The organism is Ralstonia flatus, assembly GCF_958439105.1.
Taxonomy (GTDB): domain Bacteria; phylum Pseudomonadota; class Gammaproteobacteria; order Burkholderiales; family Burkholderiaceae; genus Ralstonia; species Ralstonia flatus.
This window is the reverse complement of the sequence record NZ_CAUDLI010000009.1, coordinates 85,617-109,553: the sequence shown is the minus strand read 5'-3', so window position 1 is coordinate 109,553 and position 23,937 is coordinate 85,617. Positions and strand designations below refer to the sequence as shown.

General features: G+C 59.9%; 18 protein-coding genes. 1 reads left to right on the top strand and 17 read right to left on the bottom strand.

The annotated features are described in order from the left end of the window. Positions 1-32: 32 nt before the first annotated feature. From R2676_RS19575 to R2676_RS19495, 17 genes are all read right to left on the bottom strand, one after another. Complete coding sequence (locus tag R2676_RS19575; protein ID WP_316887333.1) at positions 33-692, bottom strand: c-type cytochrome; 660 nt, start codon at positions 690-692, stop codon at positions 33-35. A 10-nt stretch (positions 693-702) separates the two neighbouring features. Then, complete coding sequence (locus tag R2676_RS19570) at positions 703-2,187, bottom strand: flavin monoamine oxidase family protein (RefSeq protein ID WP_316887331.1); 1,485 nt, start codon at positions 2,185-2,187, stop codon at positions 703-705. A gap of 815 nt (positions 2,188-3,002) precedes the next feature. After that, the gene (locus tag R2676_RS19565) at positions 3,003-4,190 is read right to left on the bottom strand and encodes a lipid-transfer protein (protein WP_316887437.1); all 1,188 of its coding nucleotides are present in this window, start codon (positions 4,188-4,190) and stop codon (positions 3,003-3,005) included. Positions 4,191-4,454: 264 nt separating this feature from the next. Next, entirely contained in the window at positions 4,455-4,760 is a 306-nt protein-coding gene (locus R2676_RS19560; RefSeq protein WP_316887330.1) for a hypothetical protein, read from the bottom strand. 128 nt (positions 4,761-4,888) lie between these two features. Then, positions 4,889-6,178, bottom strand: coding sequence for an acyl-CoA dehydrogenase family protein (locus R2676_RS19555; RefSeq protein WP_316887329.1), 1,290 nt, complete (start codon positions 6,176-6,178; stop codon positions 4,889-4,891). Between the two features lie 191 nt (positions 6,179-6,369). Then, a complete protein-coding gene (locus R2676_RS19550) occupies positions 6,370-7,092 on the bottom strand; it encodes a TetR/AcrR family transcriptional regulator (protein ID WP_316887327.1) in 723 nt (240 codons plus the stop codon). Between the two features lie 157 nt (positions 7,093-7,249). Beyond that, positions 7,250-8,803 (bottom strand): class I adenylate-forming enzyme family protein, encoded by a 1,554-nt coding sequence (locus tag R2676_RS19545; RefSeq protein WP_316887326.1) that lies wholly within the window; start codon positions 8,801-8,803, stop codon positions 7,250-7,252. Between the two features lies 1 nt (position 8,804). Further along, entirely contained in the window at positions 8,805-9,065 is a 261-nt protein-coding gene (locus R2676_RS19540; protein ID WP_316887436.1) for a hypothetical protein, read from the bottom strand. Between the two features lie 107 nt (positions 9,066-9,172). Further along, positions 9,173-10,303 (bottom strand): saccharopine dehydrogenase family protein, encoded by a 1,131-nt coding sequence (locus R2676_RS19535; RefSeq protein ID WP_316887434.1) that lies wholly within the window; start codon positions 10,301-10,303, stop codon positions 9,173-9,175. A gap of 731 nt (positions 10,304-11,034) precedes the next feature. Further along, positions 11,035-11,691 (bottom strand): c-type cytochrome, encoded by a 657-nt coding sequence (locus R2676_RS19530; protein ID WP_316887325.1) that lies wholly within the window; start codon positions 11,689-11,691, stop codon positions 11,035-11,037. Further along, a complete protein-coding gene (locus R2676_RS19525) occupies positions 11,692-13,170 on the bottom strand; it encodes a flavin monoamine oxidase family protein (protein ID WP_316887433.1) in 1,479 nt (492 codons plus the stop codon). It abuts the gene before it with no gap. Positions 13,171-13,230: 60 nt separating this feature from the next. Then, positions 13,231-14,196, bottom strand: coding sequence for a WD40/YVTN/BNR-like repeat-containing protein (locus R2676_RS19520; RefSeq protein ID WP_316887323.1), 966 nt, complete (start codon positions 14,194-14,196; stop codon positions 13,231-13,233). A gap of 15 nt (positions 14,197-14,211) precedes the next feature. Further along, on the bottom strand, positions 14,212-16,572 hold the full coding sequence (locus R2676_RS19515; RefSeq protein WP_316887322.1) for an efflux RND transporter permease subunit: 2,361 nt from the start codon (positions 16,570-16,572) through the stop codon (positions 14,212-14,214). A 63-nt stretch (positions 16,573-16,635) separates the two neighbouring features. Next, positions 16,636-18,471 (bottom strand): DUF1302 domain-containing protein, encoded by a 1,836-nt coding sequence (locus tag R2676_RS19510; RefSeq protein WP_316887321.1) that lies wholly within the window; start codon positions 18,469-18,471, stop codon positions 16,636-16,638. A gap of 79 nt (positions 18,472-18,550) precedes the next feature. Continuing rightward, positions 18,551-19,918 (bottom strand): DUF1329 domain-containing protein, encoded by a 1,368-nt coding sequence (locus R2676_RS19505; RefSeq protein ID WP_316887319.1) that lies wholly within the window; start codon positions 19,916-19,918, stop codon positions 18,551-18,553. A 308-nt stretch (positions 19,919-20,226) separates the two neighbouring features. Beyond that, positions 20,227-20,634: a RidA family protein gene (locus R2676_RS19500; protein WP_410482521.1), complete on the bottom strand. Its 408-nt coding sequence runs from the start codon at positions 20,632-20,634 to the stop codon at positions 20,227-20,229. Between the two features lie 144 nt (positions 20,635-20,778). After that, complete coding sequence (locus R2676_RS19495; protein WP_316887317.1) at positions 20,779-21,660, bottom strand: phytanoyl-CoA dioxygenase family protein; 882 nt, start codon at positions 21,658-21,660, stop codon at positions 20,779-20,781. 675 nt (positions 21,661-22,335) lie between these two features. Between R2676_RS19495 and R2676_RS19490 the strand changes: the two genes are divergently transcribed. Beyond that, positions 22,336-23,826 (top strand): TetR/AcrR family transcriptional regulator, encoded by a 1,491-nt coding sequence (locus R2676_RS19490; RefSeq protein ID WP_316887315.1) that lies wholly within the window; start codon positions 22,336-22,338, stop codon positions 23,824-23,826. Positions 23,827-23,937 lie beyond the last annotated feature (111 nt).

Genomic DNA, 23,937 nt, shown 5'->3' with positions numbered 1-23,937 from the left:
TCCAATATCAATGATCGATTGCGCCGGATGCGTCAATGCTGCTTCGGTTCGAGACTGGCAAGGTAGTTGGCGATCGCCTTGCGGTCTTCAGGGGAGGTGCTTTCAGCAACGCGCTTCATCATGCCGGTGGGTTCACTGCGTGAGCCGGACGCAAATGCGTCGAACTGCGCCAGGATGTAGTCGTAGCCTTGGCCGGCAAGACGCGGAAACTGGTCATGCCCCATCAACGTCGCACCGTGGCATGCAGCGCAATTCCCCGTCGCCACCAGCTGCTCCCCTTTCCCGCGCAGTTGTGGGTCTGGCTTGAAATAGTGGTTTGCCACAGGCGCCGCCTTGGAGAAGTATTCCGCTAGGTCTTTGATCTGTGCGTCGCCCATCGTCATGGCCAACGATCCCATGTTCGGACTGCGTCGTGCACCGCTCGCAAAATTGTGGAGCTGTATCTCCAAATAGACGGCAGGCTGCGCCGTCAGGCTTGGATAGCCCTGATGGAGGGAATTGCCCTTGACGCCGTGACACGCGAAGCAGGTGTCGTTCACGTGTGGCCAAGGGCCTCCGTCGGCCTCGTAAGCCTTCGCTGAGGCGTCGATAAAGCGATCCAGACGATAGAGATCGAGCAGATCCGGACCAAAGAAGATCAGTGCCAGAGCGGCAGTGATGGCGGTAACGCTAATCAAAATGAGTTTCTTCATGTCCGCCCCTTTATGCTCGACGCAGACCATTGAGCACCTGGAGAGACGCCTGATGACCGGAGCGCACCGCACCGTCCATATAGCCAGCCCAGATTTCTGCGGTCTCGGTGCCTGACCAGATCAGGTTGCCGCATGGTGGGCGCAGCGCTTCACCATGCGTTGTCCAGAAGCCCGGCGGAATGGCGGAGACGCACGTAATGGTCCACGGATCGTCGCGGCCCCAATCGTGATCGTGGTAAGCGACCGGGGACAAAGCTTCACGCCCCCATGCCCTGGCGTAGAGCTCTGTCTGCATGGCCTTTGCTGCATCGGGCTCCGACGGAAGCTTCGCACTCATGACAAAGGCGTTGATGACCCCGATTTCTCCACCCGGCGGTGAGTTGTCGTAAGCCCAGATCACTGGCCCACCGATATCAAAGATATGCCCGTTCAGACCCTTGTCGCGCCAGAAGGGGCGGCGATACACCATGGCGGTTTTCCTCGCCGGCGAATGGGCGGGCCACGCACGCTGCAGCGCCGCGCGCTTTTGCGGCAACGGCGGATGGAACTGCACCTGATCACACAGAGCCGGATGGATGGCCATGATGACTTTGCGGGCGTGCACTTCACCTTGATCGGTGTACAGCGTGACGACATCGCGGTCCCAACCGGAAATCTGGCGCACCGGCGTCGACAGGCGCACCTTGTCACCCAACTGCTGTGCCATCTTGCTGCTGAGGACTTGCGAACCGCCGATGAACCGGGTTTCCTGCGCACTGTGCTTGATCGAATCGAGCTGCGAGTAATCGCGGTCGGCAGAATTGATCATGGAAAGAAAATGCAACAGCCCCATCTTGGCCGGGGCCGCGCCACCGGTGAGCATGAGGCTGCCGTTCCATCCCGACTGGTCTTCCGGCTTGATGTTCTGTTTGGCCAGCCAGTCACCGACCGAGAGCTTGTCCAGTTCAGCAGCTCGCGGAGATTTCCACGGCGCGCCCGACGGCACATCGCGGGAGAGCTTGCTCAAGCGCGCGCCAACGGCTTCGTCTGTCCCGAACGTCCCCTTCAGGTCGACCTCCACCCGGCCATCGCCGCCCAAGATGACCGTCTTGCCGGTGTAGTAGCTCGGAAAGGTGCCGACCTCCAGTTCACGGGCGAGATCCGCCACCGCTGTCTGCCCTGGGCCGATCCACTGTCCACCCACCTCGGAAACATAGCCGCCCTCGATGTTGTAGTTGAGCGTCCGCCCGCCGACACGGTCTCGCGCTTCCAGCACCACGAAGGATTGGCAGCCCGCTAATTGCAGGTCGCGCGCTGCAGTTAAGCCGGCCAACCCTGCACCGATGATGGCGACGTCAAGGACACCTTCTGATTTCCGCGCAGTTGCAGCAGCACCGGCGTTTGCTTGCCGTGCGCCGAGCACCAAGCCGCCCGCGGCGGCCGTTGCACCGGCGTATTTCAGCCATTGCCTGCGCTGCAGGTTGGCTGAAGTGTCTGGGGAAGATTTCTCTGCCATGTTGTTTCAGTGACTGCTGTGAATGGGATTCTTTGTATGTGTCTTGCGCCACGACCTCATCGCATCGATCGTGAACTGGCGGATGTTCTGCATGACGCGCTCGCGGTTTCGCGCCGTCGCCACAGAGCGCCGCGGATAGTCGAAGCCATACACTGGACGCCCGCCTCTGCGGCGCTTTCGCTCCCGATCATGGAGCCCGCATTTGCTACGGCACGGTCACACCTTATAGACCTACAATCTACACCTCACTGACCTAATCATAGCGACGCAATGACCTACAATCAAGCTTCTGCAAGGCAGGGAAAACACCGACTGGTACGGCAATATTTCCAGTCGTGAACTGGTGGGCACCGACGCGCCGCAGCATCGGCACTGAATAGCTCCGTGGGGGTGTCGGCGTGCACCAGGGCGCGGGGAAGAGACCGACCATTGGCGATCACAGGGCGCAAGATCAGAGGCCGCTGCGCTTGAGACGGAACGGGGAACGGCGGCCTTACGCACCGGTTTGATGTTCCACGTGGTGCGTCGCCGCAACCTCATGTGCAACGACGCTCGGATTACTCAGACAGCAATGTGAATATGCGCGGTGGCACGATAGGGCTGCCAGCTTTGGGACGTCACGCCCCCACTCACCATTGAGCGGTCGCAGCCCCGAACGAGGAGGAAGCAACGGCTGGAGACATCAGGGATCCTTCGTAAATCATTGATGCGCCCATGACCAAAAACCAGCCCAGCAGCGCCATCCCCGCTCGCGCGCCAGCACAGCCTTCTCGTCACACCTTGAATGGCGACGGAATGGTGCCAGCACATGAAACTCAGTACGTGCGACCGAACAGCGTTACGACGGTAGCGCCGCCCAACCCGCCGTTGTGCTGCAGCGCTATGCGCGCGTTTTCCACCTGCCTAGCCTCCGCTGTGCCGCGCAGTTGGTGCGTAAGCTCGTAGCACTGCGCCAGGCCGGTCGCCCCCAGCGGGTGGCCCTTGGACAGCAAGCCACCCGACGGATTGACGACCACCGCTCCGCCGTAGGTGTTGTTGCCCGCCAGGGCAAACGCCTCGCCTTCGCCTTCGGCGCAAAAGCCGAGCGCCTCGTAGCTGAGTAGCTCGTTCTGGGCGAAGCAGTCGTGCAATTCGCAGACGTCAACGTCCTTGGGGTCGATACCCGAGGTTTCATACACCTGCCGCGCTGCGTCCCGCGACATGCCGTATCCGACCACCGAGATAGCGCTTTGATCTTCAAAGACGTTAGGCCGATCAGTCGTGAGCGCTTGCGCCAGAATTCGCACGTGCGGATCAAGGCCATGCTTCTCGGCAAAATCACGACTGACCAGCAGAGCAGCGGCAGCACCACACGTAGGCGGACAGGCCATCAGCCGCGTCAACACGCCGGGCACGATGGCCGGTGCCGACAGAACCTCCTCTGGCGTGATCTCGCGGCGGAAAAGGGCCAACGGATTCCGCGAGGCGTGCCGACTCGCCTTCGCGCGAATTTTCGCGAAGGTCTCCAGTGCCGTGCCATAGCGCTCCATGTGCTCCTTGCCTGCGGCTGCGAAATAGCGGATCGCACTCGTCAGCTCCGGGTGACCGAAGACTTCATCAACCACTTTGTCGAAGCGCTCGAGCGGGTCGGTCCGATCGTTCCACGGGCTCTGCAGTGCACCGCGCGGCATCTGCTCGAAACCAACAGCAAGAACGCAATCCGCTGCGCCGCTCGCGACGGCCTTGCGCGCCAAATACAATGCCGTGGATCCCGACGCGCAGTTGTTGTTCACGTTGACGATCGGTATGCCGGTCATCCCGACGTCGTATGCGGCCCGCTGACCACAGGTGGAATCACCCATCACGTAGCCCGCATAAACTTCCTGTACGTCGGCGTAGGCCAGCCCGGCGTCCTGCAGCGCCTGATAGATTGATTGGGAAGCCATTTCCGGATACGGAAGGTTGTCGCCCGGCTTCTTGAATGGAGTCATGCCGACACCGGCGACCAAGACCTCGTTTTGCATGATGTATTGTTCCAAGGAAAAAAGAGGAAACATCGCCCGCAATACCGAGCGATGCAGAGAATCAAATCGTCCGCTCGCGGTCATGTCAGTACTTCTTGCGGACTTCGTACTCGGGGATCTTTCCAACGCCACCACGAGCAACCGCTCGACGATTTCGACGCCGTCGAACGCGTTGACGCTGCCCGGCCCGCTCTCTACGAACTGGAGAGGATCTCTGGCGTGGTCACAAGCGGGCGCCCGATCTCGCCCTCTCTCTCAAGGTAGTCACCTGTAGCCCCATGCTTCGACTGGTTCGCCGTACGTTGGCAACACTGTGAAGTTGTCCGCCACACCTAAGGCAGCCTGTCTAACCGGGGCCCCATAGCTTTGATTGACCGAACCAGGTTTGACACCCCGGCAATAGAGGCATCCGCCAGTCAAACGCGGCCAAGCACCTTCATCGCCTTGGTGGGCATCTGTCGATTTCGTGCTATCGCCCTGAACGCGATAGAGAAGCAGGAGACCAGGGCTGAAGATAAAAAGCAGCACGACAACAATGATCGATATATCGAGCAATATGCGTTTCTTCATCCCCGCACTCCAAAAATCGCAATCGTTCTCACGCGACACCCACTGCATGCTCAGCCTGCCAATGCATCTAGAACGTTCGCCCGAAGATCGAATCCTGGCTCACGAACAGGCCACGTCCCGCGGAACGCCTATTCCTTCGTCCACCCGCTCTGATAGAGTTTTCCTGCCAGCACGCCAAGACGTGAAGTGATGGCATAGTTCTCGCCGTCTTCGATCAATGCGGATCGAACATCACGGAAAATTTTCTCGATCGGAAATTCGCGAGTGGTGCCATTGGCGCCGAAGAGCTGGAACGCCTCATGCGTGATCTTCATCGCTTCTTCGGTCACGCTCACCTTGGCCTGTGCAGTCGCGTAAGGGTGGCCTTGCGGCGAAATGCGGGCGTACGCCAGGCTGCGGCGGGCGATCGCACGCGCCATCTCGAGTCGACGCATCATTTCGCCAATGCGCAGTTGCGTCATCTGGTGTTCGATCAGAAGCGCGCCGCCCTGCTTGCGCTCGTGGCAATAGGCGAGCGCAAGTTCGAACGCGGCTCGAGCCGCACCAACGAAGACCTGGCACATATGCGTCCCGGCGTATGACCATGCCGATGCGAGGTTGCCGAGATAGTCGTCCTTCAGCGCTACCGCGAAACGCTTCGGCACCTTGACGTTGTCGAAATAGATTTCGCCCTGCGGCAACGCACGTTGACCGATCTTATCCAGCGGCTTACCGCGCGAGATGCCCGGCAGATCCAGCGGAATGATCATCCCGATGCCGTGGGTGACCGCGCCCTGCTCCCCAGTGCCATAGAAGCCATCACCGTAATCCGCTGCCATGTACGCGAGACCGACCTGCGCCACCGACCCATTCGACACCCACGACGAATACTGTCCGTTGATGACGATTTCGTCGGCGCCAACCTTGGCAGTAACGTTACCCGTCGACTGCTTTCCGCCCGAACTGAGTTCTTCGCGGTAAAGGATCGCGCTGTCCGTGCCACGGTCGGGTTGGGTGTTCAGCCAGCAACCCACCTTGCCCACACACATGTCGATCAGTTCCTGATTGCCGGTCGACTGCGCCATCATGAGCGGAATCATCGCGACCCCAAGCGAAACACCGAGGCCCGAGTCGCCCCAGCCGAATTCTTCGCCAATGATCGATTCAATCCGGACGGCAACCTCCTCGGGAAACTGTGCGATCAGTTGCGGGTCGAGCCCGAGCTTCACGCTCTCGGCCATGGCTGCCCAGTATGGTGACCCTGGGGCAATCACCTCCTCCGGCGTCATGCGGTCGAGCTCTCGCCCAATCGGCCGCAGCACATCGCGCGCAAACCGGTGGACGGTGTTCTGGATTGCATTCTCCTCTTCGCTCAATGGCGTCTCGAAGCCGGTCATTCCGACCAACGGCAACCCTACAGATTTGTGTAGACGAATCATTTCGGCGCTCCTCTTCTCTTGGACTCATGTCCGCCGGATTACAGGGACTCCGGCTTTCTTGGTAGATATCCCGCAGCAAAAGCTCGGGGTTTAGCTTGTTAGCTTCTCAATAGGGCTTGAACCTGAGCAGACTGAAGGCGGCCATCTCCTGGCAAGCCTGAGTTACTCGTCATCCGCCTCATCTTTTTCCTTCACAACAGCGCGCAGTCCTGCCCCAAGGGGTCGCCTGATCTGGTCTTGCCAACCGAATCGTCCACCGACATCCCGCGCGCCAGGTAATGCGAAGTCTCAATAATTCTCGACTCGACCCCCTGCACGTAAGCACGCTTCCCTCGCGTCGCCGCGAGATAAAGTGTTAGCCCATCGACCATTGAGATATGGAGCACTGCTGCCTGCAAACTGTCCGTCAATTCGCATTTCGGGTTGGCGACACGGATAAGCCGCGCAAGCTCGCGCGTCAGCGTGCCGTACCACTCTTCGAGCAACTGCGCACACTCAGGATCGGTTGACGAAAATGTCAGGAAGTGCAACCAAAGTGTGGTGTTTTCAGCATCCTTCGCCTCACGAAGCCTCCGCTCGAGGAACGCGTCCAGCGCCTCGCGAGACGAAGTATTGCCATCAAATGCATGCTTGACATCGTCCAGGCATGCCTCGACTGCAGGCGCCATGACCGCGCGAAGCACAGCCTGCTTCGTCGGAAAGTAGTACTGGAGGTTGCTGACGCTAATTCTGGCGCGAGTAGCAATTGCCCGCTGCGAAAACTCCAGCGCCCCCTCTTCGAACAGAAGCTTTCTTGCCACGCGAACGATGGTGTTGCGCGTGCGTAGGCCTTGGGCTCGCAGGCCGTTGGATCTTGTTCTCGCAGTTGTCCGCGGTTCGGTGCCACTGCGCTGCGCTGTCATCGCATTCGTCATAATGTGGACGCTCCTACCTCGCAAAAAGCCAGATGCACAGCCACTCTCGACGTTGAACACCGGATGCCGTCGGTCCCGATCTTGCTGAACACGACCTCATCCGGGGCTGCCATATCGCTCAGCAACTGCGCTTTCGCTATGCCAGCGGCGAGCAAGCTCAAATCCTCCGTTGCTGTCCTTGCCAGTACTGCTCGCGCAGGTCTTTCTTCAACACCTTTCCGACCGTGCTTCGCGGAAGCGCTGCGACGAAATCCACGCTCTTCGGTGTCCTGACAGAACCGAGCCTCTCCTTGCACAGCGCAATGAGTTCCTCGGCGCTCACGCTCTGCCCCACATTGAGCTCAACAACAGCTTTCACCGCCTCGCCCCACTTCTCGTCGGGTACGCCGATCACTGCGCAATCCTGCACTGCAGGGTGCGACCAGATGACCTGTTCGACCTCGCTCGGGTACACGTTGAAGCCACCGCTGATGATCATGTCCTTGGTGCGGTCTGTAATGTGCAAATAGCCGTCCGCATCCAGATGGCCAATGTCGCCGGTGTGCAGCCAGCCATCGACGATCGTCTCGGCTGTCTTGTCCGGCGCCTTGTAGTAACCCTTCATCAACAGGTCGCCGCGCACGCAAATCTCGCCGCTCTTACCCTGCGGCAACACCTGGCCACCCTTTCCAAGGATCTCTACGCGGATCAGAGGATTGGGGCGACCCACTGAGGAAAGCCTGTCATCCGGCGCAATCCTGCCGGCAACGAAATGCTCGGCAGGAGTCAGATAGGAGATCGACGACGGCGCTTCGGTCTGGCCATAAGCTCCCGCCATGACAGGACCGAACACCTCGATCGCGCGCTTGAGTTTCTCCACCGACATCGGCGCAGCACCGTATAGGAAATACTTGAGCGAGGAGAAATCCCGCTTCTCAATGCCAGGAATATCGAGCAGGCGGTAGATGACCGTCGGCGGCAGGAAGAACTCGGTGACGCGGTACCTCTCGATCGCTTCGAGCAGGAGCGCGGGATCGGGCTTCGTGAGCACGACCACCGTGCCACCGCGCGCAGTACAGGGCAACGAGAGCATCCCTGCGGTGTGCGTCATCGGCGCTGCGGCGAGATTCACCGGGCGCTCCGTTCCGTACGGAAACGCCATCATGAATTGCGCGAAGAAGGTCTGATAGGCGCGGTTCGTGTTCATCACACCCTTCGGTGCGCCCGTCGTGCCACCCGTTCCTGCAAGTGTCACCACGTCGTCCATGTAGTAATCGATACGCACTGCGGTGGAGGGGTGGTCCTCGGTCCACTTCGCCAGCGAAGGCGCCCACGGCAACTCGGCATCGATACACACCCAGAACCGCACCTTCGGCAGGCTGGAACGCAGCGCTTCGATCGTCGATGCGAACGCCTTCTGGAAGAACAGCGTTTCACAGTCAAAGAAGTCGAGAATGAACTGGTTCTCCGCTGGCGCGTTGCGCCCGTTGACGGGAATCAGGGTCATCCCTGCGCGCCACATCCCCAGCATGCAGGTCCAGGCCGTGACGTCGTTATCCGCCCAGACCGCTGCTTTTGCTTCCTTTGCGAATCCGGCGGCAAACAACCCATTGGCGACCCGCCACGAAAGCTCACCGACCTCTTGAAACGAGTAGTTGCGCTCGTCCTGGATATAGGCAATGCCGTGCGGGTTGATACGCCACCCACGGTCGAAGAAATCAATCACTGCCATTTCACGAATCCCCCTGGATCTGCGCCGACCTGGAGAGGTCGCTACGCATGCCTTCCGTGTATGGGTCAAAACGACCGGTGCGCATACCTTCCGTGTACGGGTCAAAGCGGTCGGTGCTGGCATTGTCTGTGTCGGCGTCAGGGCGCGAATCCAGGGCAGCCTTGCTGACCGGCTCAATACGCGCAGCGTGCGCCCATGCGCCGCCGGCCACCAGGCCGCCTGCCAAGATCATCGCGGCGATATCAATGTGCTTGAGTCGCATGGCGAACTCCTTCTTCAACTGATTTTCGATGCTGTCCCAGATGAGTCTGGGATGTCTTCTTATATGTGCCGCCGTGATCCGAACAGCAGACCACGGCTGCACGGCTCTTACAGCTGCGACACCGTCGCGCGCGCGAGCCCACGCTGCTCGAGGAACCCGAGCAGGTAGCGGTGACCAAAGGCTTTCGAGCCGGAAGCGAAGCCGACCTTGGCGGTCTCGCCGTCAATGAGCTTGATCGCGCAGGCAGCCTGAATGGCACCGGTCGAGATATATGGCGTGGTCCCGTGCAAAGTCGCGCGCACCGAGGCGAGCTGGCCGCGTCCGATGGCGAAATCGACAGTGCGCTGAATCGTGGTCCGCTCCCGCGGCGGCATCGTCGGCGTGGTCGAATCGACGACCTGTTTCAGGATCGCGTCTTGTTGTTCGCGCGGCAGATGCTGGTACTCGACCTGCCATTTCTGCTCGAACGCATGCACGGCCTGCATCACATTGTTGTCGTAGAAGCCCACGCTCGAAATACAGCTGCGCACGCGCGGATCCTGCTCGAAGTAGACCGGCAGCGACGTGCCGCCCCACGGCAGGCTGAACACCGATTGCATGAAGGCAGGGTCGACAACGTTGAACGACGCATTCGGAGCATGTTGCTCCAACTTCTTTTCCCACAGATAGCAGGCTTCGTTGCGAGCGCCTTCAAAGATGGTCGCCGCCGAACCCACGCTCACCCCTGCCGAGGTGCGTGGACCGCGACACAACGTGGCGGTCTCCAGCGCGTCGACGCCGGGCGTCTCAAGCGCCAGCTCTGCCGCGATTTCGGCAAACGAGTACATGTACGCATTCGATGGAGACACCAGCAACCCAGCCTGACGATACAGCTCGCCGAACTGGTCGCGCACTTGGCGGATGTACTGTTGCTCGCCGGTAGTGTCGAGGTAATGGCACCCGGCTTTCAATGCAGCTTCGACGGTCACAAGCCCGAAATTGGAAAACGGTCCGACCGTATTGCATACGACCTTCGCGCCGCGGAAGGCAGCGACGAGCGCGTCGACATTGTGTTCCGCTTCGATGATCTCGTAGTTCGCCGACTCAAGGCGCACAACGCGCTGCGCCATCATTTCCTTTACCCGGCCTGCGTTGCGTGCGATGGCCGTGAACGGAATGTTCTCGTCGATCAGCCAATCCATGATCAGCATGCCGGTGTAGCCACTCGCACCGTAGATGACGACGGGGTTCTTTGCCATGATGTCTCCTGCTACTTTGTTGTTAAGAATTGAGGTGATCAAACGTGATTCATATTCGGAGCTGACTTGCACGCCGGGTATGCAAGGCTGGTTTGATGGACGCCATCAACGTGAAGCGCTTGCCTCTGTAGCGTTTCGCTGAAGACCGGGAAGGAAGATCACCAAAGAGCTTCACGTCCGAGGAGACTCTGCATATGCACATCGCACTGGCTACGGTGTCGCGTCACCCGACCCAATCAAACGCATCGGTGAAGCCGGTGTCGAGGTCATCCCTGTGTCGATAAGGATTTACGAAACCTCGTATCGCCCCCCCCTTTCCGCTCCTTCACCTTCCATCCCGGGAGTCTGTGTGGTGCCAGATTCAAACAAACACTTATCTGACCCATCACATACGCTTCATTGACCTAATAGTAGGTCCGCATTGACCTAATTACAAGGCACTAGAGGTCAGGGAAAACACCAACTGGAGCGGCAATACCTTCGTCAATCGGCGGCTTTGCTCACCCCGCCCCACGACGCCCTTGCGCTCGCTAGGCCGTCGTCCTATCAGGCTTGAAAGAGGGCCTCCCCTGATCAGGGGTGCGCCAGGCAAGAAAAAAATGCCGTGCAGGCACGGCATCGAAAGACCCCAGAGGAGACCGGATAACCGGGATCTAGGAGATGTGATCGGCGCAGCTGGATGGCATCGAATCGATGCGTGCGTCGATCTGGTGAGCAGTGGCGACGTCGCCTTAAGGCGAGACGCCGGCCAAGTAGCGCGCCACAACCGGGATGTCTTCGCTCGACAAGGCCGCGGCAACGCCGTTCATGGTGCCGGTTGGATCCTTGCGCACACCCGCTTTGAAGTCGGCAAGCTGCTTCGCGAGATAGTCCGCCCCTTGTCCTGCAAGACGCGGCGCCTGATCCTTGCCCATCAGCTTCTCGCCGTGGCAGGCCTGGCAACTCCGCGCCTGCACCAATGCCAGCCCGCGCTTTTCGAGCGTTGCATCGGCTGTGACTTCTTCGTTGCGTGCGGGCACTTGCTGGGCGAAGTAGGTGGCGAGCGCATCGATCTGCGCGTCGGACATCTCCTTGGCGAGCGGCCCCATGTATGGGTTAGGCCGCTGGTCGTTGGCAAACGCGTGTAACTGGGCTGCGATATACGCCTTCGGCTGACCCGACAGAGCCGGATACCAGGCGTTGAGCGACTGCCCGTGCGGGCCATGGCAGACAAAACAGGTTTCCTGCGTCTGCGGCCACGCGCCCGCGTTGGCCTTGTCGGCTTCACCGATCTGGAACATGGCTTTTTCATAGCGCATGCCAACCATCAAATCGTGTCCATAGAGCGCGCCAGCGATGGCTGCAGCTGCAACCGCCACAACGGTGACGATGATCAACGTCCGCTTCATTTACGCCACCTCGCCCTGATGGGCCAGAGCGGCCAGTGCCTGCAACGCCGCCCGGTGGCCGGAGCGCACTGCGCCGTCCATCGAGCCTGCCCAGATGTCGGCCGTTTCGGTGCCTGACCAGATCACTCGGCCAGCCGACGGATGGAGGAATTTCCCCCACTTTGTCAGGAAGCCCGGCGGCAACGGATGAATGCATTGCAGCGTCCACGGATCGACCCTGCCCCAGTCATGATCGTGAAACTGCTTCGGGTGCAGCGCCTTGTCTCCGAACGCTTTGGCGTAGATCGCCGACAGCGTTTGTTCCGCAGCTTTGGGATCGCTGGGCAGAGAACCCGGTGGCACGAACGCGCTGATAATGCCGACCGAACGATCCGGAGGGGAGTTGTCGTAAGCCATGGAAACGGGGCCACCCACCTGGAAGATCTGGCCGTTCAAACCGTCGTCCCGCCAGAACGGCTTGTCATACACGTGCACCGTCTTGCGCATCGGCGCATTCGCAGGCCAACGTCGCTGCAATTGCGAGCGCCCTTCGGGCAGCGAAGGATCGAAGACGACCTGGTTGCACAGCGCCGGATTCATCGCCACGATGATCTGACGCGCGCGTACGACGCCCTGATCGGTGTGCACCTCGACGACGTCGCGGTTCCAGCCGGCAATCTTGCGCACCGGGCAGGACAACCGGACCTTGTTACCGAGATCCTTCGCCATCTTGATACTGAGGATCTGCGAGCCGCCAACGAAACGCGTCTCCTGCGCGCCACCCTTGGTTGCCTCGAGCTGGTCGAGGCAGTTGCTGGCGCTGTTGATCATCGACAAATAGGCCAGCAACCCGAGCTGGGCCGGTGTGCCGCCTGTCGTCAGCTTCGCGGCCAAGCCCATGAAGTAGCCATCCTCGTATTTCATGCCTTGCTTCAACAGCCAGTCGCCGTAGGTCAGCTTGTCCAGCTCTGCGGCGTCCTTCGCTGTCCACGGTGCGGCTGAGGGCACGCCGCGCGCCAGTTCGCCAAGCTTGGCACCGAGCGCTTCGTCGGAGCCGACGCCGCCGTGGAAATCCTGTGTCACCCGGACATCGCCCGCCAGCACCGTCGTCTTGCCCGCGTAAAAGGTCGGAAAAGTCTCGACCTCGAGTTCGCGCGCCAAATCGAAGATGGCGGTTTGGCCAGGGCCGATCCACTGGCCGCCCGCTTCGGAAACGACACCGTTTCCGATGTCGTGGTTGTATGTGCGGCCGCCAACGCGGTTACGCGCCTCCAGCACGACGAACGATTCGCACCCCGCGCGCTTCAGATCGCGCGCGGCGGTGAGCCCCGCCAGCCCTGCGCCGATGATCGCGACGTCCAGCACGTCAGGCTGCGCCGAGGCCGTAGCAGCCACCGCGCGCGATGCTGCCCCTGCCGCCAGCGACGCCGCGCCCGCTGCTGCAGCAACACCAAGGAGCCGGCGCCGGCTTGGTACTGCCGGCCCACTCTCCGGGGCCATCTTGGATGCCCCTTTTTCGTTTGTCATGTTTTTTGTTCCTCTAACGACGACTAGCCCGGCTTAGCGTTCGGCCAGCACTCCCTCTTTTGAAAACAGAATCGGCTTGCCGCCGGCATCGATCACGGCAGCGGTCAGCGCAGCACGGTCCGGGCGTTGCGCGATATCGAACGGCGCCCCGTCTTCACGCTGCTTCAGCACCAGCCCATCGAGCCCCACCGCCATCAGCCCCTTGCCGGTTGCCACAAGATTGGTGATCGAGCTTTTGGTCTCGGCCGTCAACGGTTGCCAGTTCGCCCCGCCGTCGCTGCTTTGGAACAGGCTGCCGAGCAACCCGCCCACCACGACCCGGCCGTCCGGGGTCACCACACCTGACCAGAGCGAGCCCTTGCCGCCCGTGGCGAGGTAATCCCAGTTGGCGCCGCCGTCGGTCGACTTGAGTACGGTCCCTTGTTCTGCGGAGATGTAGAGCGCGCCCTTGCCATCCGCAAACACGTGGTACAGGTTGCGGTCCGCCTTGCCGCCGTTGGGCGGTTTGGGCAGCGTGGTGCGGGTCCACGTCTTGCCGCCGTCATGCGTCTGCAGCATCAATGACCACAGGCCAACGGCAATCCCATCGTGGTCGTTCGTAAAGAGCACCGAGAACAACGGCTGATCGACCGCCGTGTCCATGCGCTGCTTGGTCCAGGTTTCTCCGCCATCGGTGGTCGCGAGAATCACGCCCCACTGCCCGACCACCCATCCACGCATGTCATCGATGAAGTTGACAGCGGACAGCGTGGCCGAGACCGGCACGCTGCGGGCTTGCCGGTAGGTCTTGCCTTCGTCGTCGGAGAGCAGAACGATGCCGCTCTCACCCACGGCGACGATGCGTTTGCCGGCGTGCGTCGCGTCCAGCAGCATCATGTGCGTCGGCGCGGCCCACGCATGCGCCGGCTTGGCGCTCCAGGTGGCGACCGTTCCTTTGGATTGGGCGAACGCCGTTGAGGCCACGCACAGCGCAATGCCGGCCACAAGAGTCTTGATCATGTCTGTGTCTCCGGATCAGTGGCTGAGCAGGCCCGGCACGCGTGCCGGTTTGCGACGCGGGAACCAGCGCTCCAGCACCGAGGCCAGCGCCGGCAGTGCCGTCATGGCCATCACCAGGTTGACGATGAACATGAACGCCAGCAGCTTGCCCATGTCGGCCTGGAACTTGAGCGCCGAGAAGCTCCACGTCACCACGCCAACCGCCAGCGTGATCGCCGTAAAGATCGTCGCCACGCACTCGAACTCCAACGCACGCTCCATGGCCTTGAGAATCGGATCGCCTTCGGCCAGGTGCCGCTGCAGCCGGTTGTAGATGTAAAGCGCGTAGTCCACGCCGATCCCCACCGCCAGCACCATGACTGGCAGCGTGGCCACCGTCAGGCCGATCTTGAGTTCCTTCATGAACCAGTAGCCGATGAAGGTCGCCACCGTGAGCGGCACGCAGCAGGCCAGCATCGAGCGCCAGTCGCGGTAGGCCAGGAACACGAGGATCACGATGGCTGCGTACACGTACAGCATCATCGGCAGTTCGCTTCTCTCGACTTCGTCATTGGTGGCAGCCAGCACGCCCGCATTACCTGCCGCAAGGCGGATGTTGATGCCCGGGAACGGATGCGAAGTGCGGTAGTGCTTGATGTCATCCAGAACCCGGTTGATGGTCGTCGCCTTGTGGTCGGCTAGGTACAGATGAACGGCAGTCATACTGCAATCGGCCGTCATGAAGCCCTTGAGGCGCGCCACATCCACCGACACCGCCCCGTAGTTGTCTGGGTCGATCGGCACGACGTTCATCTTTGGATAGTCTTCGTTGTAGCCCGCGTTATAGGTGCGCAGCATGGACGAGTACGACTGGACCGACACCACACCCGGCTCGGTGCGCATGGCGGCCGTAAATTCGTTTTCGTACAACCCGACGGCCGGGTTGTCGCACGCCTTGCCAGTCGACTCGATCGCCACCGACAACCAGTCCAGGCCCATGTCGTAGTTGCCGGCGATGGACGTCGCATCGCGATTGAAGCGCGCTTCCTCACGCAACTCCGGAGCCCCCGGCTGCAGCGTGCCGATCACGCGGTCGCGGCTCTGCCACGCCGCCAGCGCAAAGACCACGCAAGTCAGGGCGACCGTGGCTCCTGCATATTTCGGTTGGGCAACCTTGGCCAGCGGACGCAACAGCACCGCGCGTCGACCGCTGCGCTTGAGCGCGCTTTCCGCGTATTCCTTGGTGAAGTTGAAGCACGATGCGGCCACCGGCAGCAGGATCAGGTTCGTGATGATCTTGTAGCCCACACCGAGCGACGCGGTGATTGCCAGTTCGCGCACCATCGGGATCGGGATCAGCAGCAGCGTGATGAACGAGACGAAAGCCGTCACAAGCGCCAGCACGCCGGGGATCAGCAGGCCGGTGAAGCTATGGCGTGCTGCATCGAACGAGTTGTTCCCGCGTGCGATCTCACGCACGATGAAGTTGACCTGCTGCACGCCGTGCGACACGCCAATGGCAAACACCAGGAACGGCACCAGCACGGCCAGCGGGTCCAAGCCAAAGCCCAGCAGCTTCAACGTGCCAAACTGCCAAACCAGCGAGGTCAGCGAGCAGACGATCAGCAGTACCGTAAAGCGCACCGAGTGGCAGTACCAGTACACAGCGAGTGCCGTCAGCAGCAATGCGATCGCGCAGAAGCCCAGCACGGCGGTCGCACCGTCGGCAATGTCACCGATCTGCTTGGCGAAACCGATGATCTGGATTTCGTAGCCGGCATCTTCGAACGGCTTGCGGATCTTCTCTTCAAGCGTGTGGTTGAACGCCACGTAGTCGAGCACCTTGCCGGCGCTGTCACGTTCGTTCAGCTCGGCGGTGATCATCGCGCTGTCTTCGTTGTGCGAGACCAGCGTGCCGACGTAACCGCCCAGCGTGGTCGCGTGACGGATCTTTGCGACAACCTCTGGCGTCAGTTGATCGGGCGTGATCGAGCCCGAGATGATTGGCTCCGCACGGAACCCCTCGTCGGTGATCTCGTTGACGAAGGCGTTCGGCGTCCACAGCGAGCGGACGCCGACGCGATCGACGTTCGGCAGATACGTGACTGCCTGAGTGACTTTGTACAACCGGGTCAATCCTTCCCGTGTCCAGATGGACCCCTTCTTGGCACGCACGACCACGGTGATGCGGTTCGCGCCCAGCAAGTCGTTCCGGTACTTCTGGAACGTTTGGATGTATTCATGGCCAATCGGCATCTGCTTCTCGAAGCCCGCATCCATGCGCAGCTGCACGGCAAAGACGGCCATCACCGCGGTAAACAGGCCGATCACCACAAGCACGATCGCGCGGTGGCCGAAGAAGGCTTTTTCCAGCCCCGCAACAAGACGATTCAACACGACACTACCCCTTCAAGTATTCCAACGGCGCACAACGTGCGCCGTCTCTCACAGGTTCACCCGTCAGAAGTTCCGGGTGACAAACGCACCAATGAAGTTGCGATCCGAGTACGGATTACCCACCGTGTTGTGGCCGCCCCAGAACATCGTGAAGTTGATACCCGCCTGCCACACCGTCGGGTTCTGGTTGAACAGCACGTAGAAGTTGGCCGACTTGGCGCCTTGCATGTAGTTCGCTGTGAACGTCGGCGTGTAGCCGTAAAGCGCGGCGTTCAACGTCACGCCCGGTGTCACCTGCCAGCCGTGGATCAACGTACCGTCATACGTCCAGTTGAAGTCGACCGTCGCGCCCACGGAACTCGATGTACCTTGCGCCATCCCGATGGGATAGCCTGTGCCCGAGTTGTAGTTCAGCCAGGGCAGGTAGCCGGCTTGCGGTACCTGTGTGACCTGCTGGCCATTGATCGTGCGGGTAACGCCGCTCGAACTCAGGCCGGGGTACTTGATCCAAGTCAGCTCCCATGTCAGCGTCGCCGCATCCGCACCGATCAGCTTGATGAACGGCTGTTTGCTAGGCGTCAGGGCCAGAATGCCGTTGATATCGAACTGGATTTTCTTCTTGTCGACCCACTGCTGGCAGTCGATGCCGGCGACGCCGTTCGTGTTCACGTCAAGCGGGCCACCTGCGCCATAGCACCCCGACAGCGCAACGGCGTCACGCGGGCGATACGAAAGCTCGGCGCCAATCGCCCAGTCGCCCACCCCGAAATTCGTGCTGAGACCAAAGAGCTGCCGGTTATCAAGATACGAAACCTGTGCCGTCCCGTTAGCCAGCCCCGTCAGCACTGGAGACTTATCGGTGTAGTTCTCGTAATAGAACCCGAAGTTCGCATCAACGAACGTCGGCGCATAGTTGAACTTCACGCCAAACTGCGGCTTGTACTTCGATGGCAGCTTTGTCGAGCCGGGTATGCCGATATCAAAGAAGGGCGAGCCGGCGAAGTCCCCATTCGCGAGGCCGGCGTTGATGCCATCGATCACCCCCTGATTGCGGCTGGCACCCGGCCCGGCAATCGTCCCTGCACTGGGGCCAGCTGCATTGAAGTTGTTCGTATTGACCGTGATCGATTCCGCGCCGCGGCCAAAAGTGTTCGTGGTCGACCAGAACGATCCCACCGGCGGATAGCGGTTCCCGTTCCACATAAACTGGTAGTAGGCCTCGGTGCTGAGTCCACGGGAAAGTTCTGAGGCGAAGCTAACCATCGGCGCCGGGAGCAGCCCCTGCTTGAGTTGGGTGCCCGGAATCAATAGCTTCTGGATGTCGAGCGAGTTGGTCGCGTTGATGCCGCTCTGCGCAAAGATGCTTTCGCCCCAGTTGATCACCTGGTTGCCGACTCGCACGTGCGCATTCCGCCCGTTGATCGCGAAATCCTTTTCGCCCCACAAGTCCAGGATTTGCGCGTTATAGACGACCTGCGCCGAGGCGGTGCTCGACAGCGGCGTGCGCTCCGTATTCTTGGCCATGAAGTCGTACATGCCCGTGCCGCGCGCCATAAACTTGAGTCCCTCGCTCGGCATCTTCAGGAGCAACTCGCTGGTCGCGCTCAGGTAGGTGGTGAACGGCTGCCCCTTGCGGTAATTCAGGTTGCCGTTGTCGCCGAACCCCCATTGATCGACGTTGGCCGACGCGCCGCAGCCGTTCGAGTTTGGATCGCCAGTCAGCGCGCAACTCGGTTTCTTCGCCCGAATCCCAGCACCTGCCGTGATGTTGCTCACCAGCGAACCCTGGATACTGTCATCTGTACCCGTCGTGAACTCATAGCCGTACGCACTCGACGTGGCTGCTCCCAACACGGCGAGCGAAATCGTGGTCCGCCGAAACATCTTCATTGTTTTCATCGTTCCCTCCTCTATCCCGCTTGATGCCGACGCGCCAATTGGCTCTAACGCGTCGACCACCCTATTCACGCAATGATCTTCAGCGCTCGCTAACTGACCGCAGCGTTTCTGCCGTAAAGAAGTCGGTCTTGAATCGCGGATCGTTGATTTGCTGATACCAGTGGAGGTCTTTGCCTTGACCGATCGAGGAGGAATCGGAAACGTAACGTCCGCTGATCAGATCGTACTGAACGAACGGCTCGTTATCGCATGCGCCACCCAGTTCCCACACCGGGATCGGATAGCTTTCACGCGCCTTCCACAGTTTGCCCTGCGCGTCGTAGTCTTCGCCGGTGAGCACGAGCCAGCTGTCCTCGTCCAGATAGAAGACTTTCTTCGACGTAACGTGGCGTGCCGAGGGCTTGACCGTCGCCTCGACCACCCAGACACGGTGCGTCTCGTAGCGCCGACTGTCAGCGGCGACGCCATTCGGTGTCATCACATCGTGCAGCTTGCTGTTGAACTTGTACATGCCGAACGCGTTGTACGGCACGATCATTTCCTTCTTGCCCGCGAGCTTCCAGTTGAACCGATCGATCGTGCCGTAGAACATGTTTGCGTCATCAACCAGGTATTGGTTTTCGAAACCAATTGCCGGCGCATCGTGCGTATAGGCTGGCATGCGTCGCACGCGCCGCTGGCCGGGGAAGTAATAGAACGTCTCCGACTCCTTGTTGAAATACTGGCGCTGTACAAAAGCCTGCCCTGCCAGCGCCGGTGGCGTATTCATCTGGAAGTAAGTGCCCTGGGCGAATTGATCAACGTCCTGCGGTGTCGTTTTGCCCGCTTTGCCCCACGGGAAATACTGAGTCGCCACGCTGCTGACATCGATCCACTCGCTACCGCCCGGACGTGGGGAAACGGTGGTCACAACCGAGGGCCATTCCAGGCCTTCCCCCCGGTATCGCAACAAGTAGTTCAGGATCGCCTCGGCACCGCTTTTCGGCTGCGGAAACGGCACGCCGGGGAGCATCGCGGCATGCACCATTTCGCCGTTCGGGTCGAGCTTTGCCGACGTGAGATTCGCCTTCGAGTTCTGTGCGGCGACATCCGGCAACTGACATTCACGATGCGACGGGTAGACATCCATTCGATAACCCGTCTTCTGCTTGATCAGTTGGATCTGACCCGGCGAAAGCTTGTCTGCGTACTTGTCGACGTTGGACGCATCGATCGAATAAAGCGGCTTCTCGTTCCGATGTTTCCAGAAATCGCCGCGGAACTTGCCCCACGCCCAGCCGGCCTCGGGTGACTGCTTCCCAACGTAGGCAGGCACAGCGCCGTCCTTGCTCGCTGCGCGGTCGCCGCCCTCAGGCGTGAGGTCGTCTGCCGCGACAGCCGTCCCAATCACCAGCAATACTGCAGCCGCGATAGCAGACGCGACTCCAATTCGATGCTTCTTCATCATGGTTCCCCTTTCGATTCCGCCTTCCCACACCGTTCACGCCTCTTTCAGACGAAACAGGTGCCTTTCGATACGATCGTCCACTACTCGACCAGAGCACTCCTGACCGCGCGCTTCTCACCGTTTCCTGGTCGAGTTAGAGTCAGTGACCAAGGTACGCCTATTCCCTACACTGGATATGCAAGACCATGGTTCTTGCCGATATGGTCTTTCCGACTTACTCACCAAGCACGTTTCACTTCATAGGCACTCCGTAGATTTGCCCGAGGTCTTCCTCCCGACGCGCATTGAGGACGCGCCGGGTGGCTGGCTTAGCTGTGGCCCGATCCGGCCACAGCCACCGCGCGAATCTCGATGCACAACTCGGGAAGGGCCAACTGCGTCACCCCAACAGCGGTCCACGATGGATAGCGGCTCGGGAAGTACTTGTCCTTCACCGCCGCGAACGCCTCCATTTCACCCCGAAGGTCGGTGTGGAAGGTCATCAGTTCAACGACATCGGCTAGGCCCGCGCCCGCTGCTTCGAGAATGTCCTTCAAGCACTCGAACGCGATCTGGGCCTGTGCCTGCATACCGTCGCCCACCTTCATGTCTGCGCCCATCCCGACTTGGCCCGAAACCCAAATCGTGTCTCCAACGCGCGTGGCCGGAGAAAAGTGAAAGGTGTCATACCAGGCTTGGAACGGGGGCGGAACGATCGATTGTTGTTTGATAGTCATTGCCTTGATAGATAAGAAATCCGTTCTTAAACGAACTGACGGAAGCTGCATGGAAGCCTTCCTCCGTCAGCACCCGAAACGCGCGGCTCTTCACCTGACAGGATTGCAAGCCGTCCGGAAAGCCAATGTGGACATCTCGGAGGCTCAGGGAATCAAGCCGACTTCCTGGAAATCCTCCAGCTTCAGGAGCTCGAGCGGCGGCACACTTCGACCATTGCGTTCAATCCAACCGGCGTACGTCTGCCCCATGCCCCAGCCCAGAAGCTGCTGAAATTCTTCAGGGAAAGTTTTCACCTTCTCAATCGGAATGGAGAGGTACTGGTTCTCTTCCTGCCGCAAGTGCGCCAAGATGCAAGGCATCGAGATGCCGGTACGGGGAGCATCCGAGACGTTCGCACCGCCGCCGTGGTACGTCGACCCGAGCCACAGCAGGGCATCGCCCGGGCCCATCTCGGCGGCGACCGTTTCCTCGACTTTCGGCATGCGTTCGTCATCCCACAGGTGACTGCCGGGAATGACCCGAGTCGCCCCGTTCTCGCGCGTGAATTCGGTCAACGCGACCATGAAGTTGACAGTGGTCTCACGCTGAAAACTCGGATGGCGCCAAAAATAGACGGCGTCGTCACGATGCAGCGGTTGCCCGCCTTGCCCGGGCCAAATCTGAATGATTTGCGTGGCGCCGATCTGGATGTCCGGCACAACTTCCGCCTGCTGATCGCCGAACCAGACTTTGGGTGGATTCGCCTGCAGGATCTTGCGCGAAGTCTCCAGGTACAGCGGATTCATCGCGATCGAAACAGCGTGATCCGAGCGTGAAAAGAGCCTAGACATGCGACGCGTCTTGTCACCGTGAAAAAATGGATCATCGCCCGCGGTAGTCTGTTCCAAGAGAGGCAGCAGATCCTGTTGCAAGCCGCTCAGCGTTTCTGGCGTCACAAAATTTTGTACGCAGACAACACCATCTTCCTGCAGGACAGCGGCAATTTCGTCGGGCGACGATGTATTGGGCAGCTTTCGAATGCTCATATCAGAACCTTTCAGTGATTTGACTGGTTTAAACCTATGGAAATCGAAACACTTCACTTTGGCTGGGGCCGACGTCACGCGCCCCAGCCGAACAGCAGTGGCCACATACCGAATCGCTGAAAGGCAACCACTGCCGCGCCTGGATCATTCGCAATCTTTTCGATGACCACAGCAACTTCTCTTCAACACTGACGAGCACGCCTGCCGTCCCCATTCGGCCGGCAGAAAAAGCCTGCCTCGTCAGCGGTCTCGACACAGGGCAAACCACCCCTGCCTTGTCATCCTGTCGGCCAAAGAAGATCACCAAGAAGCCTGTTGTCCGAACAGGCTTCCCAGGAACTTGCTTCAGCACTTATCCCCTACCCCGTCCCCTTCCGCATCGGAGCGGACGCTTGATCACGGTCATGATCACACCCACAAGACCTATCATATGCACCTTGATGACCTAATAGTAGCGACGCATTGACCTACAATCAAGGTACAAGGGGGCAGGGAAAACACCAACTGGAGCGTCGAGACTTCCGGTGAAGAGCGCCGGGGGGGGTCACGCCCATCATGGGGTTGACCTCACGCACCGGGCCCGATGGCGAGCGAATGCCGGATTCAGGCACGATCTCCCGGTAGGGGCGGGGCTAAAATGAGAAGGACGCGACGACGGTTCTTCCTGCCACCGAAGTGACCTATAATCTGCGGCGAATCGATGTACGTTTTTTTGGGAGAACCGACGTGCGACAGAAGGCGGTTGAGCGAGGGACCTCTGACGATATTGGAGAGGCAAGGCCGGATTACGGGCCGGGTGCGCTGCGAAACCGGGAACTGCGCTTTGCGCAGATTAGCCTTGCCGCCCTACAGACATTTCAGGAGGATGGATATACCGGCTTCTCGACACGTCGCGTCGCTGGCCGCGTTGGAATGACACTAGGAAATCTTCAACACTACTTTCGAACGAAAGAGGAGTTACTCAGCGCGGCCCTGCGCACGCGTATTCGTCAGATAGTCAGCGACTACACGGCAATCGCGAACCAGCCGGACATCAGCGCCGAGCGGCGTTGCTCCGCGCTGGTAGAACGCATTTTTCACGACATCAACGAAACCGATCTACCGAAGTTCCTGTTTGAGGTCTGGGCTTTCTCTCAGCACGAACCGCATGCGGCGGAGCTCGTTGACGATATGTACGCCCAGTATCGGGATACCTTCGCAAAGTTGCTATCGGAGCTCCACCCGACTTTGACTAGCGAAGAGACCTTGGCGCGCGCATCCGTTCTTATCACGCAGATGGCGGGAATGATGATATTCGCCTACTACGGCGAAAATTCGGATAAGGACTATGCAGAATTCGTTCGCGTGACAAAGCGAACCGTCAAAATGATTGTGGGCTTATCGCCCCAGGCGCTGGAGAACAACGCGCGTCTTCACGGTTCGCGCGATCGTCAGACACAGGGCACGAGCGATACGCAGGTTGACTCCCTCGGCTCCGAGAAGAGCGTCCGGCATGAACTGTTCGAGTTGAGCATACGGCAGGCAGGACAAGATATCCCCTATTACCGACCCACGGTTCAATGGAAGCGTCGAGAGGTCAAGGTCAACGAAATCATCTCTTCTGCCGCCAGCATTTTGGCGACAGAAGGATATGCGAACTTTACTTTGGTGCGAGTAGCCAAGGAGCTGGGTATTCTGACATCCGCGCTCAAGAACTATTTCCCAACACACGATGATCTGCTCCACTCGACACTTGACGCGCTCGTGAGAGCCTATCTGGAGCGCTATGCAGAGATGGGCAAGCCGAGCAGCAAACCTGCGCTGGATCGACTGTGTGGAATCTTTGACGATGCTTTAGAAGAATCCCGTGATTCGAAGATACGCCGACTCACGTTCGAATTGTTCGCGCTGGCCCAGCACTCGGACATCACGCTTGAGCTCCTGAGGAAGCCCTACTCCGCTTATCGAGGGATTTATGTGGATCTGGTGCGCCAGATAGACCCGTCTGCGACCGCGCGCGAATGCCAAGCGCGCGCGACATTGCTCGCGGCACTGACGGAAGGCGCAACCACTTTGATGTTCGGTTCACGAAAGCAACCCGCAGATATCGACCGCATTTACGATTTGATGAAGCTCATAACGATTCGTATCGTGCACGGGAACATCGCCGCGAAGGAGGCTGCGTAGCACCGCAGCCTCCTTCGCTGGTCACACCTGCCCGCTAACGCGCATGTAGCTGTGCCATTGAGAGAAGCATGCGCTCCTGAAATCAACGATGCATAGCTCGAATCCTCAACC

What these genes read in the sequence shown, in the direction of transcription:
- R2676_RS19510 (WP_316887321.1), bottom strand. Translation starts at nt 18,471, where the DNA reads ATGAAAACAATGAAGATGTTTCGGCGGACCACGATTTCGCTCGCCGTG.
- R2676_RS19495 (WP_316887317.1), bottom strand. Translation starts at nt 21,660, where the DNA reads ATGAGCATTCGAAAGCTGCCCAATACATCGTCGCCCGACGAAATTGCC.
- R2676_RS19535 (WP_316887434.1), bottom strand. Translation starts at nt 10,303, where the DNA reads ATGGCAAAGAACCCCGTCGTCATCTACGGTGCGAGTGGCTACACCGGC.
- R2676_RS19500 (WP_410482521.1), bottom strand. Translation starts at nt 20,634, where the DNA reads ATGACTATCAAACAACAATCGATCGTTCCGCCCCCGTTCCAAGCCTGG.
- R2676_RS19520 (WP_316887323.1), bottom strand. Translation starts at nt 14,196, where the DNA reads ATGATCAAGACTCTTGTGGCCGGCATTGCGCTGTGCGTGGCCTCAACG.
- R2676_RS19505 (WP_316887319.1), bottom strand. Translation starts at nt 19,918, where the DNA reads ATGATGAAGAAGCATCGAATTGGAGTCGCGTCTGCTATCGCGGCTGCA.
- R2676_RS19550 (WP_316887327.1), bottom strand. Translation starts at nt 7,092, where the DNA reads ATGACGAATGCGATGACAGCGCAGCGCAGTGGCACCGAACCGCGGACA.
- R2676_RS19565 (WP_316887437.1), bottom strand. Translation starts at nt 4,190, where the DNA reads ATGCAAAACGAGGTCTTGGTCGCCGGTGTCGGCATGACTCCATTCAAG.
- R2676_RS19525 (WP_316887433.1), bottom strand. Translation starts at nt 13,170, where the DNA reads ATGGCCCCGGAGAGTGGGCCGGCAGTACCAAGCCGGCGCCGGCTCCTT.
- R2676_RS19560 (WP_316887330.1), bottom strand. Translation starts at nt 4,760, where the DNA reads ATGAAGAAACGCATATTGCTCGATATATCGATCATTGTTGTCGTGCTG.
- R2676_RS19575 (WP_316887333.1), bottom strand. Translation starts at nt 692, where the DNA reads ATGAAGAAACTCATTTTGATTAGCGTTACCGCCATCACTGCCGCTCTG.
- R2676_RS19540 (WP_316887436.1), bottom strand. Translation starts at nt 9,065, where the DNA reads ATGCGACTCAAGCACATTGATATCGCCGCGATGATCTTGGCAGGCGGC.
- R2676_RS19570 (WP_316887331.1), bottom strand. Translation starts at nt 2,187, where the DNA reads ATGGCAGAGAAATCTTCCCCAGACACTTCAGCCAACCTGCAGCGCAGG.
- R2676_RS19555 (WP_316887329.1), bottom strand. Translation starts at nt 6,178, where the DNA reads ATGATTCGTCTACACAAATCTGTAGGGTTGCCGTTGGTCGGAATGACC.
- R2676_RS19545 (WP_316887326.1), bottom strand. Translation starts at nt 8,803, where the DNA reads ATGGCAGTGATTGATTTCTTCGACCGTGGGTGGCGTATCAACCCGCAC.
- R2676_RS19530 (WP_316887325.1), bottom strand. Translation starts at nt 11,691, where the DNA reads ATGAAGCGGACGTTGATCATCGTCACCGTTGTGGCGGTTGCAGCTGCA.